Origin of the sequence: Microcoleus sp. FACHB-68, assembly GCF_014695715.1 — a bacterium.
Lineage (GTDB): Bacteria > Cyanobacteriota > Cyanobacteriia > Cyanobacteriales > Oscillatoriaceae > FACHB-68.
On the sequence record NZ_JACJOT010000008.1, the window covers coordinates 159,332 to 177,969 of the forward strand.

16 protein-coding genes are annotated in these 18,638 nt (G+C 48.4%); 6 read left to right on the forward strand and 10 right to left on the reverse strand.

Annotated features, from left to right (window positions below; translation table 11 throughout):
• Positions 1–125 precede the first annotated feature (125 nt).
• The 4 genes from H6F73_RS09825 to H6F73_RS09840 all read right to left on the reverse strand — a co-directional run bounded on the left by H6F73_RS09825 (position 126) and on the right by H6F73_RS09840 (position 2,280).
• Positions 126–308 (reverse strand): hypothetical protein, encoded by a 183-nt coding sequence (locus H6F73_RS09825; protein WP_242072502.1) that lies wholly within the window; start codon positions 306–308, stop codon positions 126–128.
• A gap of 126 nt (positions 309–434) precedes the next feature.
• Entirely contained in the window at positions 435–863 is a 429-nt protein-coding gene (gene arfB / locus H6F73_RS09830; protein WP_190758605.1) for an alternative ribosome rescue aminoacyl-tRNA hydrolase ArfB, read from the reverse strand.
• Between the two features lie 231 nt (positions 864–1,094).
• Complete coding sequence (locus H6F73_RS09835) at positions 1,095–1,706, reverse strand: nitrate transporter (RefSeq protein ID WP_190758606.1); 612 nt, start codon at positions 1,704–1,706, stop codon at positions 1,095–1,097.
• 193 nt (positions 1,707–1,899) lie between these two features.
• Positions 1,900–2,280 (reverse strand): hypothetical protein, encoded by a 381-nt coding sequence (locus H6F73_RS09840; protein ID WP_190758607.1) that lies wholly within the window; start codon positions 2,278–2,280, stop codon positions 1,900–1,902.
• 288 nt (positions 2,281–2,568) lie between these two features.
• Between H6F73_RS09840 and H6F73_RS09845 the strand changes: the two genes are divergently transcribed.
• Complete coding sequence (locus H6F73_RS09845; RefSeq protein WP_190758608.1) at positions 2,569–3,186, forward strand: M23 family metallopeptidase; 618 nt, start codon at positions 2,569–2,571, stop codon at positions 3,184–3,186.
• A 91-nt stretch (positions 3,187–3,277) separates the two neighbouring features.
• On the opposite strand, the gene ftsH is transcribed toward H6F73_RS09845, so the two are convergent.
• On the reverse strand, positions 3,278–5,158 hold the full coding sequence (gene ftsH, locus H6F73_RS09850) for an ATP-dependent zinc metalloprotease FtsH (RefSeq protein WP_190759593.1): 1,881 nt from the start codon (positions 5,156–5,158) through the stop codon (positions 3,278–3,280).
• Between the two features lie 389 nt (positions 5,159–5,547).
• Between ftsH and H6F73_RS09855 the strand changes: the two genes are divergently transcribed.
• On the forward strand, positions 5,548–6,093 hold the full coding sequence (locus tag H6F73_RS09855) for an NADPH-dependent FMN reductase (RefSeq protein WP_190758609.1): 546 nt from the start codon (positions 5,548–5,550) through the stop codon (positions 6,091–6,093).
• 519 nt (positions 6,094–6,612) lie between these two features.
• On the opposite strand, the gene H6F73_RS09860 is transcribed toward H6F73_RS09855, so the two are convergent.
• Complete coding sequence (locus H6F73_RS09860; RefSeq protein WP_190758610.1) at positions 6,613–7,803, reverse strand: ferrochelatase; 1,191 nt, start codon at positions 7,801–7,803, stop codon at positions 6,613–6,615.
• Positions 7,804–7,956: 153 nt separating this feature from the next.
• A complete protein-coding gene (locus H6F73_RS09865) occupies positions 7,957–10,065 on the reverse strand; it encodes a diguanylate cyclase (RefSeq protein ID WP_190758611.1) in 2,109 nt (702 codons plus the stop codon).
• A gap of 600 nt (positions 10,066–10,665) precedes the next feature.
• Between H6F73_RS09865 and H6F73_RS09870 the strand changes: the two genes are divergently transcribed.
• The 4 genes from H6F73_RS09870 (at position 10,666) to H6F73_RS09885 (ending at position 15,231) form a co-directional block, all read left to right on the forward strand.
• Positions 10,666–11,277, forward strand: coding sequence for a hypothetical protein (locus H6F73_RS09870; protein WP_190758612.1), 612 nt, complete (start codon positions 10,666–10,668; stop codon positions 11,275–11,277).
• A gap of 39 nt (positions 11,278–11,316) precedes the next feature.
• The gene (locus tag H6F73_RS09875; RefSeq protein WP_190758613.1) at positions 11,317–12,570 is read left to right on the forward strand and encodes an MFS transporter; all 1,254 of its coding nucleotides are present in this window, start codon (positions 11,317–11,319) and stop codon (positions 12,568–12,570) included.
• 262 nt (positions 12,571–12,832) lie between these two features.
• Positions 12,833–14,671: a biosynthetic-type acetolactate synthase large subunit gene (gene ilvB / locus H6F73_RS09880; protein WP_190758614.1), complete on the forward strand. Its 1,839-nt coding sequence runs from the start codon at positions 12,833–12,835 to the stop codon at positions 14,669–14,671.
• 347 nt (positions 14,672–15,018) lie between these two features.
• On the forward strand, positions 15,019–15,231 hold the full coding sequence (locus H6F73_RS09885) for a hypothetical protein (RefSeq protein ID WP_190758615.1): 213 nt from the start codon (positions 15,019–15,021) through the stop codon (positions 15,229–15,231).
• A 376-nt stretch (positions 15,232–15,607) separates the two neighbouring features.
• Here H6F73_RS09885 and H6F73_RS09890 read toward each other — a convergent pair whose 3' ends face one another.
• The 3 genes from H6F73_RS09890 to H6F73_RS09900 form a co-directional block, all read right to left on the reverse strand.
• On the reverse strand, positions 15,608–17,029 hold the full coding sequence (locus H6F73_RS09890; RefSeq protein ID WP_190758616.1) for a WGR domain-containing protein: 1,422 nt from the start codon (positions 17,027–17,029) through the stop codon (positions 15,608–15,610).
• Positions 17,030–17,332: 303 nt separating this feature from the next.
• The gene (locus H6F73_RS09895) at positions 17,333–17,635 is read right to left on the reverse strand and encodes a hypothetical protein (protein ID WP_242072406.1); all 303 of its coding nucleotides are present in this window, start codon (positions 17,633–17,635) and stop codon (positions 17,333–17,335) included.
• 5 nt (positions 17,636–17,640) lie between these two features.
• Positions 17,641–18,615, reverse strand: a complete 975-nt coding sequence (locus H6F73_RS09900) for a carbohydrate kinase (protein ID WP_190758617.1) — start codon at positions 18,613–18,615, stop codon at positions 17,641–17,643.
• Between the last annotated feature and the right edge of the window lie 23 nt (positions 18,616–18,638).

Genomic DNA, 18,638 nt, shown 5'->3' on the forward strand with positions numbered 1-18,638 from the left:
AACAACTCACTCACCTCATGCAGGGAGTGATGATTGTGCATTGCCAATATTTAGCGATTCATCTTGAAGTCACAGGCTGCTGAGTTTCCTCGCCGGCACATCGCAGGTTATGTAATAGCAATTCTTTAAACGCTCACGAGAGACAGTTGATTAGTCACTTCAACCCGACCACGACGTAGAGAGTAAAGCAGCCGGTCAATGGCGGTGAAATATTCAGAAGCAATTGATTCATCCAGCAGCGCAGCCAGCAATCCATAGCGGTCAGCCTTGGTGATAGGATGAGTGCCGGTGACGGTTGCGCTCGACACTCTAGGTCTGCACCGCAAATTGTTCTGGGTCAATATCCCAGTTCGCCCAGCGGAAGCTTCTCTCTTCAACAATAACGAGTTCCTTCCATTCAAGGTTACTGGGGGTTAATTGCTGCTGTTAGCGATCTAGTCATGCTCTCGTTCATCCGTGACTTTTCCCCTCATCGTCTTCAACTGTGCTCGCTTAGTTTTGCTATCGAGACGTTTCCTTTGAGAACTGCGAGTTGGTTTGCCCTTTCTGCGGGGTTTGGGTAATGCCACTGCTCGTTTAATCAACTCTTGCAGCCGTTGCAACGCTTCTTCTTTGTTTTGCTCTTGGCTACGGTGTTCTTGAGCTTTGATTACTATTACCCCTTCCTTGGTAATGCGCTGGTCATTTAGCTTCAACAGTCGCTCTTTGTAGGGTTCGGGCAATGAGGACGCCATGATGTCAAAGCGCAGGTGAATGGCGGTTGATACCTTGTTCACGTTTTGTCCACCGGCACCCTGAGAGCGCACTGCACTCATCTCAATCTCAGGTTCCGGGACGCTCACGGTGTTAGAAATTTGCAGCATCGTTTATTAATAATTTTAGGAGAAAATCAAAGTGCTGTCCAACTGACAATTCCCAAGCTTCCAGAGTGCAATTGCTGCCGATTCTATATCCATTTTGCATCCAACCGGCAGATGCCTTTACAGTTAAAGAACCCACCTCGATAGGAATGCCGGCAGGTTGCGTTCGCTTAGTCGCAGGAATAATATTGAGCTACAGCCATCCTAAATCGGTTGCCAGAAAATTAAGAATTCCTAATCACCCGAATCTTCTTTTTGCTCTTCAGGGAAAAGCTGAGAAGCAACATATCCTCCCAATTCTAAAAGCTGATCGAGCAAGAAGCTGGTAATGCTGAGATAAAGAATTGCCACAATTAAATCGCTAACTTTCTTAAGCTTATAAGCCTCCCAGATTGAAAAGCCGATTCCTCTAGTGCCGGCCAGCATTTCCGCAGCAATCACGGCAAACCATGCTACCCGAATCCCCAACCTTAAACCTGTAAAAATATAAGAAACACCCAAGCTATTAGAATTTTGTTGAAACTGTCGTACCCCCATTGAAGTATGAATAATAATCTGTAAAAGAGCGCTGATAAAACTGATAAAAATAATCGCAATCTGCGTTTGTTTGAAGGCAAGGAGGGCGAGGGGCAATAAAACAATAGAAGGGATGGTGCCGGGTATTTGAAAGAGTCGCCTAAATATATGATAAGACAAGCGGTTCTTTCCAATCAAAATGGCAATGGGAACTCCCAAAATAACAGCAGGAATATAACCCCAAAACAATAGCTGTAGGCTGGCTAAAATTGCCGAAGGTAAACGCCACTGTGTCTCTAGTTGCACGCTGGCTAAAATTGCCAAAGACATATCCTGATTTATCCTTTCATTGCGAACATTCCGCAGGAATAACCGAAAAGCAAAAGCTTCTAGCAATAACTCAAATCAAAAATGCGGGTAAATTCGCAAATATTCCAGCCAGAAATCAACTGGAAACATCCCAAGCGAATTGCTAATTGGTCATGGGCAATTGCTACCCATTTAAACCCTAAGATTTAAAAATCTAAGATCGGCTATCTCGCCGCCCTAACTCATAGACTCCAGAACCAATACAGGCAATCATCCCCATACTGATCGCCCAACTGCGCCCCAAACCAATTTCCACGCCGTAGTTGCAAAGCGCACCTACTAGGAAAAAGGGCACAATGCTAAACAGGGAAGCATAGAATGAATTTTGCGCTTCTCGACCGGCACGAGTTCTGTCAAACTCCTCGGCAGAAGTGTAAAGAGATCGCTCAGCAAAATTAAACCAGCGGTTTAGCTGTTCTATCACCCATTCACTAACCGGCGAGAAGCCCAAATACAGAGCCAGCGACCACAGACTCACCCCAGCGATTACTGTGGCATCGAGAGCGAACTTAAACGGAAATATTTCAGTCAGCATCGGTCAAAAAACCATTTAAAGCAAGGTATTGGTAATAGTTCTTAAAGATTTTAGCCTTTGTGAGATTTTAACCTAAAATTCCGCCTGAATTTTTTGCACGATTGAACTCAAATCATGCTTTAATAGTCTTCCGGATCGGGTGCGTTGAACTGGAATGATGGGCTAGCTTTGAAGACTGAATTAAGTTAGTGGGCTTAATGAATTTGCAAGCATTTTGCTTGACAAGAATCAAAATATAGTATAATGCGTTGTTCTCAAACTCACCTGGCGGTTGAGGAGTGTCACATAATGAAGGGAATGGGTTTAGCGCGTCTGAGACGCTTATTGTTCGTGGCCGGTTTAAGTGTGTTCGCTGTAGTTGCCTTAGGCTCTCAGCCCGATCCAATCAGAGCGCAAGCCGGTGAACCACAGCAAGTTGCCACCGGCAGCACTTGGCAAGGTGCATCCTTTCCTGTAGAAAATTTTCAAGATTATACCTCTGCCTTTGGCCCACGGGGATATGGAGATTTTCACTACGGACTTGACCTCGCTGCCCCACAAGGCAGCTATATCCGTAACTGGTGGGCCGGCGTCGTTGTAGAAGTCATTGATGATGGTCGATGTGGCACCGGCCTTGTCATTCAATCTGGCCCCTGGGAACACGTCTACTGCCACCTGGAAGGTCAAGTCGCCAAAGCCAACGGTCGGAATTATCTCATTGATCGCGCCGGCGGACTGCAAATTTGGCACGGCCAACAGATCCTAGCCGGTGCCCGGATAGGACGGGTTGGTATGAGCGGTCGTACGAGCGGCCCGCACTTGCACTGGGGGCTGAGATACTCCAACCAGTGGATAGACCCAGCCATTGTCCTACGGGCAATGTACGGCCAGCAAAGAGCCTCAGTTTCCAGCAGAACCCAAGAATAGCGAAGGACTAGGAACGCTTTGAGGGATGAGGGATGAACGCCATAGGCGCATTTCTCCTACTCTCCCACTCCAGTCCCTAGCCCCTATTCCCTCACGCCGAATGGCTTGAGGCCATCTGATGCTCCGGCAGTTGTGTGAATTCACTAACAATTTTGCGGAACTCATCGCCCTCAATGGTTTCCTCGTCTAACAGGAGCTCCACCAGGCGATCCATCAGGGTGCGGTTTTCGCCGATCAGCCGGCAAGCTTCGTGATAACAGCGAAGCGCAATCATCCGAACTTGCTGATCGATTTTAATCGCCACCTCCTCTGAATAATCAGAGCGTGCCATCCAGTCTCGACCCAAAAACACTTCATTATTGTTCGGACTTTCTAAAGCCAGGGGACCCAACTCAGACATCCCGTAGCGTGTGACCATTTCCCGCGCTAAATCGGCCACCACCCGGATATCATTGCTGGCACCCACCGTGATTTCCGCATCGCCAAACACGACTTCCTCAGCCGCCCGACCGCCCAAGGCAATAGTGATTCGATCTCTCAGCCAAGCCCGACTGTAAAGACCGCTATCCACCATCTCTTCATTAAAAACCTGTTGGGCAAAACCGCCAATCCCGCCTGAACGGGGAATAATGGTGACTTTATTCAACGGATCAGAGTTCTTCAGCAGTGTCATCAGCAGAGCGTGGCCCACTTCATGATAGGCAATCAAGCGCTTTTTCTTGCTGTCGAGCAACGGCGTTAGGGTGAGTCCAATGGTGATGCGATCAATGGCATCGTCAACTTCCAATGACCCAATCGCTTCTTTGCGCCGGCGGGCTGTCAAAATCGCCGCTTCGTTGAGTAAATTGGCCAAATCCGCCCCGGAAAAACCGGGTGTGCGCCGCGCGATCGCGTCGAGTGACACTTCCGGTGCCAGCTTCTTATTGCGGGCGTGAACCTCTAAAATCCCCAACCGGCCATTGTAACCGGGTAAATCAACCGTTACCTGCCGGTCAAACCGGCCTGGACGCAGCAAGGCAGCATCAAGCACGTCAGGACGGTTGGTTGCGGCAATAATAATAATGCCGGTGTTCCCCTCAAACCCGTCCATTTCGGTGAGCAACTGATTCAGGGTTTGCTCCCGTTCATCGTTGCCGCCACCAATTCCGGCACCCCGCTGCCGGCCTACTGCGTCAATTTCATCGATGAATACTAGGCAGGGAGCGTTTTCCTTCGCTTTTTTGAATAAATCTCGTACCCGTGAGGCACCCACCCCAACGAACATCTCGACAAATTCCGAACCCGACATACTGAAGAACGGCACACCGGCTTCCCCAGCAATTGCCTTGGCTAGCATGGTTTTGCCGGTTCCGGGAGGGCCAACCAACAGCACGCCTTTGGGAATCTTCGCACCCACGGCTGTGAAGCGTTCTGGCTTCTTCAAAAACGTGACAACTTCTTGAAGTTCTTCTTTCGCTTCTTCAATACCGGCCACGTCATTAAACATCACGCCGGTTTTGGCTTCCATCTGGAACCGCGCGCGAGTTTTGCCAAAATTCATCGCTTGGCTGCCGGCTTGGCTCGACCGGCGCAAGATCATCATCAATCCCCCAATTAACAGCATAATCAGCAGTAAATTGGCAACCAGCCCCACTGCCGCGCTGTGATCTGTAGAGGGCTGCAGATCGAGTTGAATATCCTCGTTAAGCTTGTTTTTTTCGCGAATTGCTTGATAAATCTCTGGGTATTTCTCCAATAAATGCACTTCATACTCTTTTTGCTTCGAGTCCTTCAACTGGACTTTGGCAATTTCTTGAGCGGGATCAATCTCAACTTTTGTGACTTCACCGGCATTTATTTTCTGCAACAGCTGGCTGTAACTGAGCGTTAAACGCTCTGCCGCCGCCAGACTCGGCGTTGCCAACAATAACCCCTGCACCATCAACCAACCAGCAGCGAGAGAGCCAAGGCGGCGTGCCGGCTCACGCAGCATTGAGCCTACGCTTTTCGTTGCTAAAGGCTCTGTCGTCGCCCGATTGACCTCAGATCCGCCTGCCGGTCGCTGCCCCATGCTTGCTTTCATCCAGGAACCTTTCATCTCACTACCGCCTGCTGACTTGTCTAACTCTTGCTTACGATCCTCAGAAGCTCGACCCACCGGCACGAGTTGAGAAAACCTTTTCAATCTTTAGTTTATCTTTCCCGATTCTAGCTTTAGCAGCGGTTGCCTTGCATCTGCACAGCAGTTACCCCCCTGCAACCAAGCCGGCAAGTTGACAGGAAATTTTTCAACTCGCTACAATAAACGTAGTCATAACGACTTCGTTTTACAAAAAAACTTGACTCAATACTGTCCTTACAAAGATCGGAGAAACAGCCACTATGGTGAAAATTGTTGGAATTGCTGGAAGTTTGCGCCCTCAGTCCTACAGTCACCTCGCACTGCAAGCCGCAAGCCGGCGGATAACCGCACTCGGCGCACAGATGGAAATCCTTGATTTGCGCCAGATGCAGTTGCCATTTTGCAGCGGCGAAAAAGAATATCCGGATTACCCAGATGTTGACAAACTTCGCAATGCCGTAAGCCGTGCGGACGGACTGATTTTATCGACTCCGGAATACCACGGCAGCGCCAGCGGTGTGATTAAAAACGCCCTGGATCTGATGAGCTTCGATCAGCTCTCTGATAAAGTTACAGGTTTGATTAGCGTTTTGGGGGGTCAGTCTAACAGCAACGCCCTCAATGACTTGAGAGTAATTATGCGTTGGGTACACGCCTGGGTAATTCCCGAACAAATCGCCATCGGTCAAGCCTGGACAGCGTTTGGCAAAGACGGCAAGATTGTGGATGAAAAACTTTCCCAGCGCTTTGATCAATTTGCTGAAAGTTTGGTAAATAATACCGCCAAACTCCGAAACGTTGCTTGAGAATCTCCTCGTTTTTCTCCGCGTTTGGCAGGAAGCTGAAGCCGCCGCCTCGGTCTTTTCTTAAGAATGTTTTATGCGATGGCAATGAGTAGTAAAGCAGCGAGAGTCAGGGTTAAAGCTTGCAGCGCGATTGTTCCTGCCAGCCATCGCAGCGGTTTCCAAGTAACTTGCATAATTTATTTTCCTCAGCACCTGAGGTGGACTGACGAAAATTATCCTCTAATGCTCCAAAATATGCCAGCGATCCCCAGTTTTTAATACAAGAAATATTTCAATGGTGAAGTTGTTCGCCTTTGCTTCTCAAACCCTCGCTCACAGGCAACTAAAGCCACTTTTAACGGTCTAAAACTCTCTAAGTAAAAACTCGCACACAAGCGCAACTAAAACTTTTCAAAAACTCTCTAACTCACTCAGCGCTCAGCATTCAGCACTCAAAACTTAAATCTGTAGAACCGGCATTAAGAAAAGATTAAAAAAGTAGGGCCGGCATTGCCGACCCTACACAATCTATAGCAATTCTTAATGATGATGGTGGTGATGAGCGCCATCGTGAGCGTGGTCGTGATGGTCGTGATGCTCGTGGTGCTCGTGATGCTCGTGAGTGTGAAGCGCCGGCAACGCCATCTGGGGATTGACAGATAACGCTTGTTCTGAGAGAAGCGCTTCAATTTGGGGAACCGCCCACTCAGCCGCCATCTTGAGAAACTCAGGACTATCGTTCACGCAAGCCATTTGCACATAAGTCACATCTGGATGCCGGCGTTGCAGCGAGTGAATGATGTGATCCACATCTAGCAGCGTTTCGTGATTTTCCGTTGCAAAGCCAATCGGCATCATCACAATTGCTTTGGCACCCAAATCAATCAAATTGCCGGCAGCTTGATCTGCATTCGGCTGAGTCCACTCAATCAACGGCGTGTCATGGTTGAGCCAGCCCACAGAAATTAACGGATAGCGATACATCAGCTTTTCGCGCACCAGTTCGTACATCGCCTCACTTTCAGCGATCCCAGAGGTAAATCCCTTCGCCTTGTGGGGACAGCCGTGGTTCATCAAGATGATGCCAATTTGAGAAGGCAGATATTTATCAGCCAATTCAGCGGCAATTTTCTCCTCAACCAACTGAGCGAGCAAATCGATATAAGCCGGCTCATTATAGAAAGAGGGAATATAGCGCATTCCCTTCACCCAGTGTTCATCCCCATCCGCAAGTTCAGCCAAGGCTTTGTTGACTTGCTCGACGGCAATACCGCTGGTGAAGATAGAATCCACCACTAACAGCGGGTAAATCAGCAGCTTGTCGAAACCTTCCGCCTTTATTTCTGCCAGAACTTGAGACGGCAGAAAAGGGGCGCAGAAGTTAAACGCTTTAAACACACGTACCGACTCACCCCAGCGGTGTTGCAGTTCGTGTTCAATACCGGCACGTTGCCGCTCAAAAATCGCATTATGCGGTGAAATAAAATCGTGATGAGTGTGTCCCCACTCGTGCCGGTCAAAAATCGCCAGCAGTTTTGCTAAGGGCGGGTAGATCCAAGTCGGAACCGGCGCAAATTTAGCCGTGAGGAGATTGAGCGCCTGTTCGTTGTAGTTGGCGAAATCTTCGTAACTTTCAACCTCGCCATAGCCCATTAGCAAGACGGCAACCCGATCATTACCGGCAGCCGAGTCAGGGGGGTGTGCGTGCAGTTTTTCAGGGGTGGCAACCACGTCAGGTTCCTCCAGAGGATTAGTAATGAGGAGTACAGCGCTGGGGCATGGCGTTGTGGTGCTCTTCCAAATTGCCAGCGCTGCACGTCCATTCTCTTAGGTTAGCATCCCCTCCAGGGGCATAGGATAAAAGACTTCACAAATCACCTTAACTTAGGACGCTGTGGCAACGCGATCCCGTCCCTCTTTCTTTGCGCGATACAGCGCCGCATCAGCAGCGCGAACCACCGTCGAAGCATTCACTCCGTGTAAAGGGGAAGTTGCCACCCCCAATGAGAGCGTAATCATTCCCAAAGGCTGCCGGTGGTACTGAACGTGCAAGTGCTTCACACCCTCGCGTAACTGCTCGGCTCGTTGCTGCGTTATCTGCAAAGACGCTTCAGGCAAAATCAGCGTGAACTCTTCACCTCCATAACGGCAGGCAACATCTGAACCTCGGATCGAACCTTGCAAAAATACGGCCAATTCTTGCAGTAGAGTATCCCCGGCTTCATGGCCGAATGTATCGTTGAAGTGCTTAAAGTGGTCAATATCAAGCATGATGATGCCCACCGAGTGTTTTTGGCGTTCAGCTCGGTGTAATTCGCGTTCTAGAGATTCTTCGAGATAGCGCCGGTTAAACAAACCCGTCAGGGGATCGCGAATGCTTTGGTTTTTGAGCGTTTCCCGCAGCCTTAAGTTAGCCAATGACAAGGCAACGTGTTCGGCAACCGTCACTGCCAACTGTTGTTTAGCTTCTGTAAATTTCCCCCGTTCTGATCCACTCAAAAACAACAGCCCCAAGTTTTCTCCCTGTGCTGTCATCGGGACGCAAAAACATTCCGCCGGCAAGGGTTGGGTAAAGTGCTGGCAGGCTAAACCACTATGGGTATTTTCAAATAGATGCGCTCGGCCACATCGAATGGCCCAGCAATCATTAGTTGAGAATACCAACTGGCTGGAAAGCTCCGATCCCCAAGTGGTTGCCGCCTCCACCATATTTCCAGAAGCGCTGATCGCATAAATGCCGCCTGAGTGGTGGGGGAACAGTTTTTGGATTAATCGCGGGATCACCGTGTACGCTTCTTCTAAGGTGAGACACGCTTGGAGTGAATCAGTGATGCGGCTGAGCGAGCGAATTTCAAAGTTAGCCTGTGAGAGTTCTTCGACAAGCTGTTCAACTCTGGACGTGTGGCGCTGGAATCTCAGCAGATAAATCGCAAAACAGCCCGTGAGGATCAGTCCGCTGGCAAGCGCCATCCACGCAATCCAAGGTCTGTGTTTTAAGAGGTATTGAGGGGTTGGGACGATTAGAAGCGACCACTGCCGGCTGCCCACATTCAACAGGCGAGTGCAAGTGCTTGGGTTGGGACAGACCAACTTGCTGTTCATTTTGAGCCGATCTTTGCCGGTGGGTTCTGTTAGAGCGCGATTCGTGCTTGATTCATAAAAAGCAAGGAAGTTTTCTGTAGCGCCTGGAGTTTCGTCGTAAAACGCAATATTGAGATCCTCTAAGTCCAGTCCTGTGATGGAGGTTTTAACAAAATCAGCTAGCAAAAAAATACTGATGACAAACCCTTTCAAGTTCTGCCGGCGTGTCAGAAGTGTGTTGTGGGGAACGCGGTTTTGATAGATGGGCAAGGCGACTAAGAAGCCCGGTTGATTGCTCAGTAAATCGAGCCGGCTGGTGGCGATCGCGTTGCCGGTGTCCCGTGCTTGTTCCAAAGCTGATCGGCGTCTAATCTCTGAGCCATAGTCGAAACCAACTCCCAAGTTGTAGTTTCCCACCGGCTCAATGTAAGCAGCCGGGAAATATTCTGCTCTCGCAGCCGCCCTGACCATTGTCCCCTGACTTTGCTGTTCTGTAATCTGGAAAGAGGCGTCACCTTGCGCCTTACGGACTGTCTCGAAAGCTGCTCGCTGGGCATTTGTGACACGGGGAATCCACCCCAGCGCTTCAATACTGCGATGGCGAGACAGCATCTTCGTGCTTAACTGGCTGAACTCCTGCCGTGTTACCTCTCTAGGGGAAACGGTATAGAAGTCACCAATGGCTAGCAGCGCTTCAAAATTTCTGTCGATATTTTTCTGCAATGAACTCGCTATGTTGTCGGTTCTTTTTTGGAGTTGAAGGTTCAGTCCTTCCTGTTGCCAGTGCCGCACGACAAAAAACGCTACGGCTGATAATCCCACCCCAGCAAAGATCATGAAGCCAGCGGCGAGGTAACGACGCACAAATAAATCCCTGATGGCTACATTTAGCGATTTGCCCTTGGCACTCATTTGATGTACCTGCTGGATGTTTTATCCAGATATAAACTTTTAGTGGACAGGAAAGTGATGTGCACATCACAGCTTTCCCAGGACTAGCGGTGTCGGTTTTAATGTACCCAGTGATTTAAGGGCAGTAACCAGCGCCTTTGATAACAATATTTCACTCTTGAGTCGTACTAAATCTTGTTAAAAATTTGTTTTTAATGAATTAGATTGAAAAGTTAATCTATGCAAAGTAAAAGTGAGTAATATAACAAGGATGAGGGCCACCGGCAAGGAATTGCCCTTAGGTTGTAGGAAAGCAGGCGTTTAATTCACCGGCTTCGTCTCCAGCTCTAGGGTGCTGCGAGTTCCCTCCCGTGTCCGTGAGATAATCTAACAACTTTGACAGCAGAGCGCCTCATCCAACAGCAGTAATTTTTCAGGGTTCCGACTTGTCGGTAGATAGTCATAACATTTTGTTAAGCATGAGACTGGCAACTCAGCAAGTCGGTTCCCGAACACGACATTGTGCGATCCCCATAGGAGAGCAAAGACCTCAATCAGTGTCATTCCTGAAGAGGAGGCATCTAAAATTAACGAGCTTGCAATTCGCAAACGAGAAAATCTGTGAGTTTAATTATTTGTCCGGGCATTCATCACCCACGGTTGACAGAAACCTTTATTAAAGAGTTACTGGATCAACTTCAGGAACGGGGCTCGGCTGCTTGTCAATCCGAGACATTACTGGTTTTCCCAACTCAGGACTACCCAGCTTATTGTGCCCCTGAAATTTTCCAGTTTTTGCAAGCGCATCTGGGCAGTGGCGCAACCCTGAGACAGCCGGAAGCGTCGTTAATCTTTATCAGCTTTAGTGCCGGCGTTGTCGGTGCAATTGGGGCGGCGTGGGCATGGCAGCAAATCGGCGGGAGGGTAAATGCGTTTATCGCCTTGGATGGTTGGGGGGTGCCGCTGTATGGGGATTTTCCCATCTACCGGCTCAGTCACGATTACTTCACCCACTGGAGTTCTGCTTTACTGGGAGGCGGGGATGAGAGTTTCTATGCCTCACCGCCGGTGGAACATTTAGACTTGTGGCGCTCACCGCAAACTGTTCAAGGATGGTGGTTTCGCAAAACCGGCTTCGGGTTTGAACCGCCGATCCCCACAAATGCCGCCCTGTTTTTAGCTACCCTTATAGAGCGTCACGGTGTACTCCTCCCACCTGTTTGTGAGGAATAAATCGTTTTATCTTAAACCACTTATTGCTAGATTGTTTCTATGCTTCCAGTCACTCCTCCCCCCTCTGGCAGCGGGTTTCGCACCTTATTCCAGAATCGACCCTTTATGGCGCTGTGGAGCGGACAAATAGTCTCCCAGGTGGCGGATAAGGTCTTTTTTGTCTTGCTGATTGCGTTACTGGTGGAGTATCAACCACTCCCCGAATTAAGAAATTCTATGCGATCAGCACTGATGGTGGCTGTCACGCTGCCGGCAGTTTTCTTTGGTTCGGCGGCGGGGATCTTTGTGGATCGTTTTAACAAGAAGCAAATTTTGGTCGTCACCAATGCCATGAGAGGGTTATTAACGCTGGCATTGCCACTGCTGCCCAAGCAGTTTATCTTCTTGTTAGCCATTGGATTTTTAGAATCGATTTTGACGCAATTTTTTGCGCCGGCTGAGCAAGCGACAATTCCGCTGTTAGTCCCCAAGCAAGGGTTAATGTCAGCCAACGCTTTGTTTACCACAACAATGTTGGGTTCGATGATTGTCGGTTTTGCCGTCGGGGAACCTTTGCTCAGCCTCAGCCAAAGATGGGGTGGAAATTACGGTCAAGAATTCTCAGTCACAGTGCTGTATTTGATAGCAGCAGCTCTGTTTTACTTGATTCCGCTCAAAGACAATACCAGAGACGATGCGATTGTAGCGGTTCACCCCTGGAGCGATTTCAAAGAGGGCTTGCGCTATCTCAGGAAAAACCGCTTAGTGAGTAATGCAATGCTACAGCTGACCATTCTCTACTCGGTCTTTGCGGCGCTGATGATATTGGCGATCAATCTGGCCCAGGATATTGGCCTTAAGCCAACTCAATTTGGCTTTCTGCTGGCGGCGGCAGGCGTGGGGATGGTATTTGGGGCGGCAGTCTTAGGGCATTGGGGTGAGCGCTTCCACCAAAAGCCTTTGCCATTGATTGGATTTTTGATAATGGGCTTTGTGCTAGGCGTGTTTACCCTGGTTCACGAACTTTGGCTGGGTTTAACGCTGAGCGGGTTATTGGGCTTGGGAGCGTCGCTGATTGGGGTGCCGATGCAGACTTTAATTCAGCAACAAACGCCAGAAAGTATGCGGGGCAAGGTTTTCGGGTTTCAGAATAATGTGGTGAACATTGCTTTGAGCGTGCCCTTGGCAATTGCCGGCCCGCTTACCGATATGGTTGGGTTACGGGGGGTGATGCTGGCGATGAGTTTTGTCGTGTGCATCGTGGGGATTTGGGCTTGGCAAAATACCCGCCGGGTGTTGCAAGATGTAATTTAGGGCAGGGGGCAAGGCTGCGCTAACTGGAAGAAATTGGGAATTGAAAATTTTCTTAACTTTTCCTTCTTGCCCTTTGTTTTCTCTAACTCATTGCGCTTGGTGCTTTTACGCTTCCCCTCGCCCGTTCTGTTTGGCTTTAAAACGCATCAAGATGTTAAAGTCTGATCAAAATTGCGCTATAGTTATACCTTCTAAGGCATGATTATTAAATAAAATCATCGACTATTAATCAATAAAAAAACTCATTGCGTGAGGTTTGTCTGTGCAACTGCAAAGAAGTGTGGCAACCAGTATTGCAACTGGTGCCTTTGCCCTAATTGATAGTCTCAAGCGCCACGGCGTTAAGCATATTTTCGGTTATCCGGGCGGCGCAATTCTGCCGATCTACGATGAGCTGTACCGAGCTGAAGCTGATGGCGGTATTCAGCATATTTTGGTTAGACATGAGCAGGGTGCGGCTCATGCGGCAGATGCGTACTCTCGTGCTACCGGCCAGGTGGGAGTGTGTTTTGCCACGTCTGGCCCCGGAGCGACGAATTTAGTCACCGGCATCGCTAACGCCCACATGGACTCGATCCCGATGGTGATTATCACGGGTCAGGTAAGTCGGGTGGCAATTGGCACGGATGCGTTCCAGGAAACGGATATTTGGGGCATTACGCTGCCGATTGTTAAGCATTCTTATGTGGTGCGCGATCCCAGAGATATGTCGCGGATCGTGGCGGAAGCGTTCCACATCGCCTCCACGGGGCGTCCAGGGCCAGTTTTGGTGGATGTGCCAAAAGATGTGGCGCTGGAGCAATTTGACTATGTGCCGGTGGAACCGGGATCGGTCAAGTTACCGGGATACCGGCCAACGGTAAAGGGCAATCCCCGCCAAATTAATCAAGCGATCACGCTGATTCGGCAATCGCAGCGTCCGCTGTTATACGTGGGAGGCGGTGCAATTGCTGCCGGTGCTCATGAAGAACTTCAGGAATTAGCGGAATACTTCAACATTCCGGTGACAACGACACTGATGGGCAAAGGTTCGTTTGATGAAAATCATTCGCTAGCCTTGGGAATGTTGGGGATGCACGGCACCGCTTACGCAAATTTTGCAGTGAGTGAGTGCGATCTGTTGCTCGCAGTTGGGGCGCGTTTTGATGATCGCGTCACCGGCAAGTTGGATGAGTTTGCCTCCCGCGCTAAGGTAATTCATATTGATATTGACCCGGCTGAGGTCGGGAAAAACCGCGCACCAGAGGTTCCCATTGTCGGGGATGTCAGGAAAGTTTTGCAGGAGTTGCTGCGCCGCATTCGGGAACTGAAGGAGCCGGCTGATCCTAACCAAACGAAAGCATGGCGGGAACGGATTGATCGCTGGCGTGAAGATTATCCGTTGGTGGTGCCTCGGTATGAGGATAGTTTGTCGCCGCAAGAAGTGATTGTGGAATTGGCAACTCAATCTCCCCACGCTTACTACACGACGGATGTAGGCCAACACCAAATGTGGTCGGCGCAATTCTTGAAAAATGGCCCGCGCAAGTGGATTTCTAGCGCCGGCTTGGGAACGATGGGCTTTGGGGTGCCGGCGGCGATGGGTGTCAAGGTGGCACTGCCTGATGAACAGGTGATTTGTATTGCCGGTGATGCCAGTGTCCAGATGAATATTCAGGAGCTGGGAACCCTTGCACAGTATGGCATTAATGTCAAGATTGTGATTGTCAATAACGGCTGGCAGGGGATGGTGCGCCAATGGCAGCAAACGTTCTATCAAGAGCGTTACTCGTCCTCGAATATGGAAGTGGGGATGCCGGATTTCGTGATGCTAGCTCAGGCTTATGGCATCAAGGGAATGAGCGTTAGCAGTCGGGATGAGCTGAAGGATGCGGTTGCTGAAATGCTGGCGCATAACGGGCCGGTTTTGATGAATGTCCACGTCAAGCGCAATGAAAATTGCTACCCGATGGTTGCCCCCGGCAAGAGCAACGCGCAGATGATCGGTTTGCCAGAACGCAGCAAGTTGGAAAAAGCGGCAGAACTGCTTTACTGTAGTAGCTGCGGTGCTAAGAACATTTCTAGCAGTAATTTCTGTCCGGAATGTGGCACGAAGCTGTAACTTAATACCGGCTTGTTGATTAATTTGAAGAGACGCGAGAATTCGCGTCTCTTTTAGTATGAGTAAAAGTGAAGGGTGACGTCAGCTTATCTTTCTATTTGCCGGCTGCCGGCACGAAAGTTAATAATTTTCACGCGCTGCCGGTGTTGAAAAGAAACTTAATTGATTGTTAATTATGATACCCTACACGTTAAATTTTCATGTTTTGTATTATGGCAACTTTACCAGGTTGCCTTATTTTTTTAGAATAAATACCTACTAAGTTGGTAGTCAATAATTACCAATAATTGCTATATATAAAACATAAAGCGCAGTTTAATAAACGTCAAGCAAATTAAGGAGATATTATGCCCAATCCGCGAGGCCGGCCACGACTAGAACGCACCGTCATCATGGCACGGGTTGCCCCGGACACACCCACCGCCTTACGACGCGAAGCGATTAAACTGGGGTTTATTCACGGCAAAGGGGCAGCTTTGGGGAAACTGCTAGATGCTTGGGCAACCGGAGAGTTTGTCTTGATTCGCCGTGAGTACCTGGAAAAACTTTCGATTAAATGATTGACATCAATAAAGCAAGAGTTCTGGATTTTTTTGCTTAAAGCCGCGTTCGCCACGCCCTCCCAATGCTGGGAAATTTTAAATGCTGAGGCCGGCTGGCGAAAATTTTTACTTCCGCTTTCGGCGATCTTAACAGGTCGTCTTTTTTGTTTTTATAGTTTAAGATATTGCTGAAGCCGGCACAGTAACATTTTCAAATCAGAGTCTCTGATAGTTCGCTGTGCTCGGATATTGATGGCTTAAGAATTCAAGTTAAATCACTTGTTAATCGATAAATAATTTACCAACCTAATCTCTCTCTATTTTGAGACAGGTTAAAAGTGAGATCAGCGCTTGTAAATCTTTATCGATTAACGATAGCAACTTGGGTTAATATCTAAACCAACTTTTTAATATCGCCATAGGCACGATAGAAGCCGCCGTGTGCGGACTCCCGCACCTCTTGAACAAGATAACGTTCGCCTTCGTTGCGAATATTCTTGGGAAACTGCACATTCCATGTCGAATTATATCCGGGAGAGACAGCGCGAACCCTGAGCTTTCCTCCCTCCCGGAAGCACTCAACAATCACCCCTTGATCGGTGTTTGATGTGGTTTCTAAAGTGTTAGAAGGTGCGGCACCTTCTGTTTTTGGTGCTTTAATCGTTACAGTTTCCGGAACTGTGCCGGCTTGTGCGGCTTTGATCGCAATTTCGCTGGCGTCAATGCAGGCTAAAGAACCATCTGTCGTGACGATGTAGATGCAATTACCAAAAAACTGCATCGATAAAGCTGATCCGCAACCACTGCCAAGCTTCCACAAACGTTCTCCAGCTTGGTTAAAACAGTAAATTGAGGAAGAGTTGTCGCCGGCAAACACATATTTGCCATCCTCAGCCGTGGCACAAGAGTAAACCGCAGCATCACACTTGTAAACTGTGCGAACTTCGCCTTGCTTGCTAAAAGAATAAACTTTTTTATCACTGGTGCCGGCATAAACAGCCGATGCTTCTTGCCAGCCAAATAGGACAACACCGGCAGTTTTTTGATGCCAAAGCATTCGACCTTCTTTTGCATCATACATCGTCACCCCATTGCTGTGACCATGATAGACACCTGCGCCGTCACAGCGCACCATCCAGCCATCCGAACCCTGACTTAGGCGAGTCCACTGAGACTCGTCCTCATGATCAACTGTTGTCACACCTCCGTTGGCATCAGAGACTCCTAAAAACCCATCTTTGATATCCAACCAATAGATATCAACATTTTCATCAATTTGGTAGGCGACACGCGGGATCTTGCCGTTTAAATCGTAAACATTTCCATCATCGCAGCCGGCATAAATCCAGATATCATCGGCAACCAAACATTTGACCCCATCAGGAAGTTTAAACTGATTCAATACTTGACCATTTTGATCCAGAGCAAACACCTTCCCATTCTGATTTCCGACCCAACAGTGTTCTGCATCAATAAAAATCCCAAAAGCAGACGAACCAGAGGCAAATTTCCAGATCACCGGCGCTTGTTTCGCTGTTGAACTTTGGCTGGCCACTTCCCGCCTGGTTACGGAACGCTTCTGCCGTACTCCCTCAATGGCCGGTTCGTAACCTTTTTTCAGCTTTTCGTTAATCTTTTTAGTTGCATCCGCCTTAGCTTTTTCAACAGAGGGGTACGTTTTGGTCTGAGTTTGTCCAGCATCGCCAATACGACCATATCGGATAGTTACTTGAGTATGATTAATCGTGACTTCATAAAATTTATGACTTCCGCCATCTGTCTCAGAAAGCTCTAGATAGGTCTTTTCTTCAGCCATAATATCCTCCTCTCTAATAAGGATTATTGTTAATCAGCCAAAGGCTTACAAACGCAACTTTCCCGCATCACCTGTTTGGTACGAAAAGAGTCTTGTCTTATCAATAATTTTTAGAAACCTCTAAAAGCAAATAAACAAATGAAAATCTCGCTACAATTTAAACTCTTTTCAAGTCTAAATTAGTTGCTGTAAAAACTTGTTCAATTCCCTGCATCAAATCTAGCGGCTAGCTCCTCACGAGATAATTGCAGGATCAATTGAGTGCGTTCTAGTGTTGAAAGTTGCATTATAGTAGGAATAACTTTAGATATGTTCGTCGATTTTCTCAAACTTTACTTGCAGCAGACTTTCGAGCATCAGTTGCATTCCTCGCTGCTCTCCTTGCTGTAAAGCATCTTCTTTCCATTGCACATAAAGTGGGGATAATTCCATCAGTAACTCCTTCTCTTCTTCATCTAAATTTTGACTGCTTTGCAAATTCGCTCGCAAGTTTGTCAGTAGCTTTAGTGCGTTTGAGCGTAACGGGTTATCTTGGGAAAGTGCGGCAAATTCAGCAATAGCTTGTTTCTGAACATTTCCCTTACCCAAAATCCAGCGAATTTGCAAAAAAGCTATCGGCTACTTTCTAAAAACGCATCCACTTCTTCTGCTGTCGGCTGCGCGGCGATTGCTCCGGGTTTTGTAGCAGTTAGCGCTCCTACCGCACTCGCATACGTCACGACTTTTTTTGCAATTTCAGGATCTTCTAAACTGTGAATTCCATGCCGGCACACTTGATGAACAAAACCGGCAACAAAACCATCCCCCGCGCCGGTTGTATCCACCACATCCACTGAAAAAGCCGGCAGCTTCCCTTCATTGCCTCCCAAACAGTAAGCACTTCCTTGGGCACCGGCAGTCACCAACACACCTTCCAAAGAGTCCAGACGATATTTAATCGCACCGGCATCCGTCGTATTAAACAGCCACTCAGCCTCTTCCTCTGCGATTTTTAAGAAATCAATTTGCTTGATTAACTCTTGAATAATCGGCTGAGCTTGACTCGGATCTGGCCAAAACATCTCACGCCAATTCACATCCACCAAAATCTTAATATCGTACTGATTTGCCAACTTTAAAGCTTGATAAATTGCCTGCCGGGTGTCAGGATAGGCAAGTTCCAAGGTTCCCAAAACCAAAAACTCAGCAGTTTCAAATAATTGCACCGGCAGCCGATTCGCCTGCAAATAAGTATCCGCAAATTCGGTTGTTTTTAACTCCCCAAATCCAGAAAACACCCGTTCGCCGGCTTGGGATCTCACCACATAAATTTGCCGTGTTGGTGCCGTTTCATGGCGCTGCACACCGGCACTATTTACCCCCACTTCTTCTAGCAAATTTACCAGCGTATCCCCTGGTTCATCCTGCCCTACACAGCCAATAAAACCAGTCGGTGTCCCTAACTTTGCCAAAGCGCAAGCAACATTCGCCGGCGCACCTCCCGGATAGGGTGTCCAGGATTCAACCTCTTCTAGTGCTCGCCCTGGTTGATCAGCCAGAACATCGAACAGAATTTCACCGAGGCAGAGTACACGGGGATTAGACATATCAATTTTGGATAGATTTGAGC

What these genes read in the sequence shown, in the direction of transcription:
- arfB (WP_190758605.1), bottom strand. Translation starts at nt 863, where the DNA reads ATGCTGCAAATTTCTAACACCGTGAGCGTCCCGGAACCTGAGATTGAG.
- H6F73_RS09890 (WP_190758616.1), bottom strand. Translation starts at nt 17,029, where the DNA reads ATGGCTGAAGAAAAGACCTATCTAGAGCTTTCTGAGACAGATGGCGGA.
- H6F73_RS09845 (WP_190758608.1), top strand. Translation starts at nt 2,569, where the DNA reads ATGAAGGGAATGGGTTTAGCGCGTCTGAGACGCTTATTGTTCGTGGCC.
- H6F73_RS09835 (WP_190758606.1), bottom strand. Translation starts at nt 1,706, where the DNA reads ATGTCTTTGGCAATTTTAGCCAGCGTGCAACTAGAGACACAGTGGCGT.
- H6F73_RS09885 (WP_190758615.1), top strand. Translation starts at nt 15,019, where the DNA reads ATGCCCAATCCGCGAGGCCGGCCACGACTAGAACGCACCGTCATCATG.
- H6F73_RS09865 (WP_190758611.1), bottom strand. Translation starts at nt 10,065, where the DNA reads ATGAGTGCCAAGGGCAAATCGCTAAATGTAGCCATCAGGGATTTATTT.
- ftsH (WP_190759593.1), bottom strand. Translation starts at nt 5,158, where the DNA reads ATGCTGCGTGAGCCGGCACGCCGCCTTGGCTCTCTCGCTGCTGGTTGG.
- H6F73_RS09900 (WP_190758617.1), bottom strand. Translation starts at nt 18,615, where the DNA reads ATGTCTAATCCCCGTGTACTCTGCCTCGGTGAAATTCTGTTCGATGTT.
- H6F73_RS09875 (WP_190758613.1), top strand. Translation starts at nt 11,317, where the DNA reads ATGCTTCCAGTCACTCCTCCCCCCTCTGGCAGCGGGTTTCGCACCTTA.
- H6F73_RS09840 (WP_190758607.1), bottom strand. Translation starts at nt 2,280, where the DNA reads ATGCTGACTGAAATATTTCCGTTTAAGTTCGCTCTCGATGCCACAGTA.
- H6F73_RS09855 (WP_190758609.1), top strand. Translation starts at nt 5,548, where the DNA reads ATGGTGAAAATTGTTGGAATTGCTGGAAGTTTGCGCCCTCAGTCCTAC.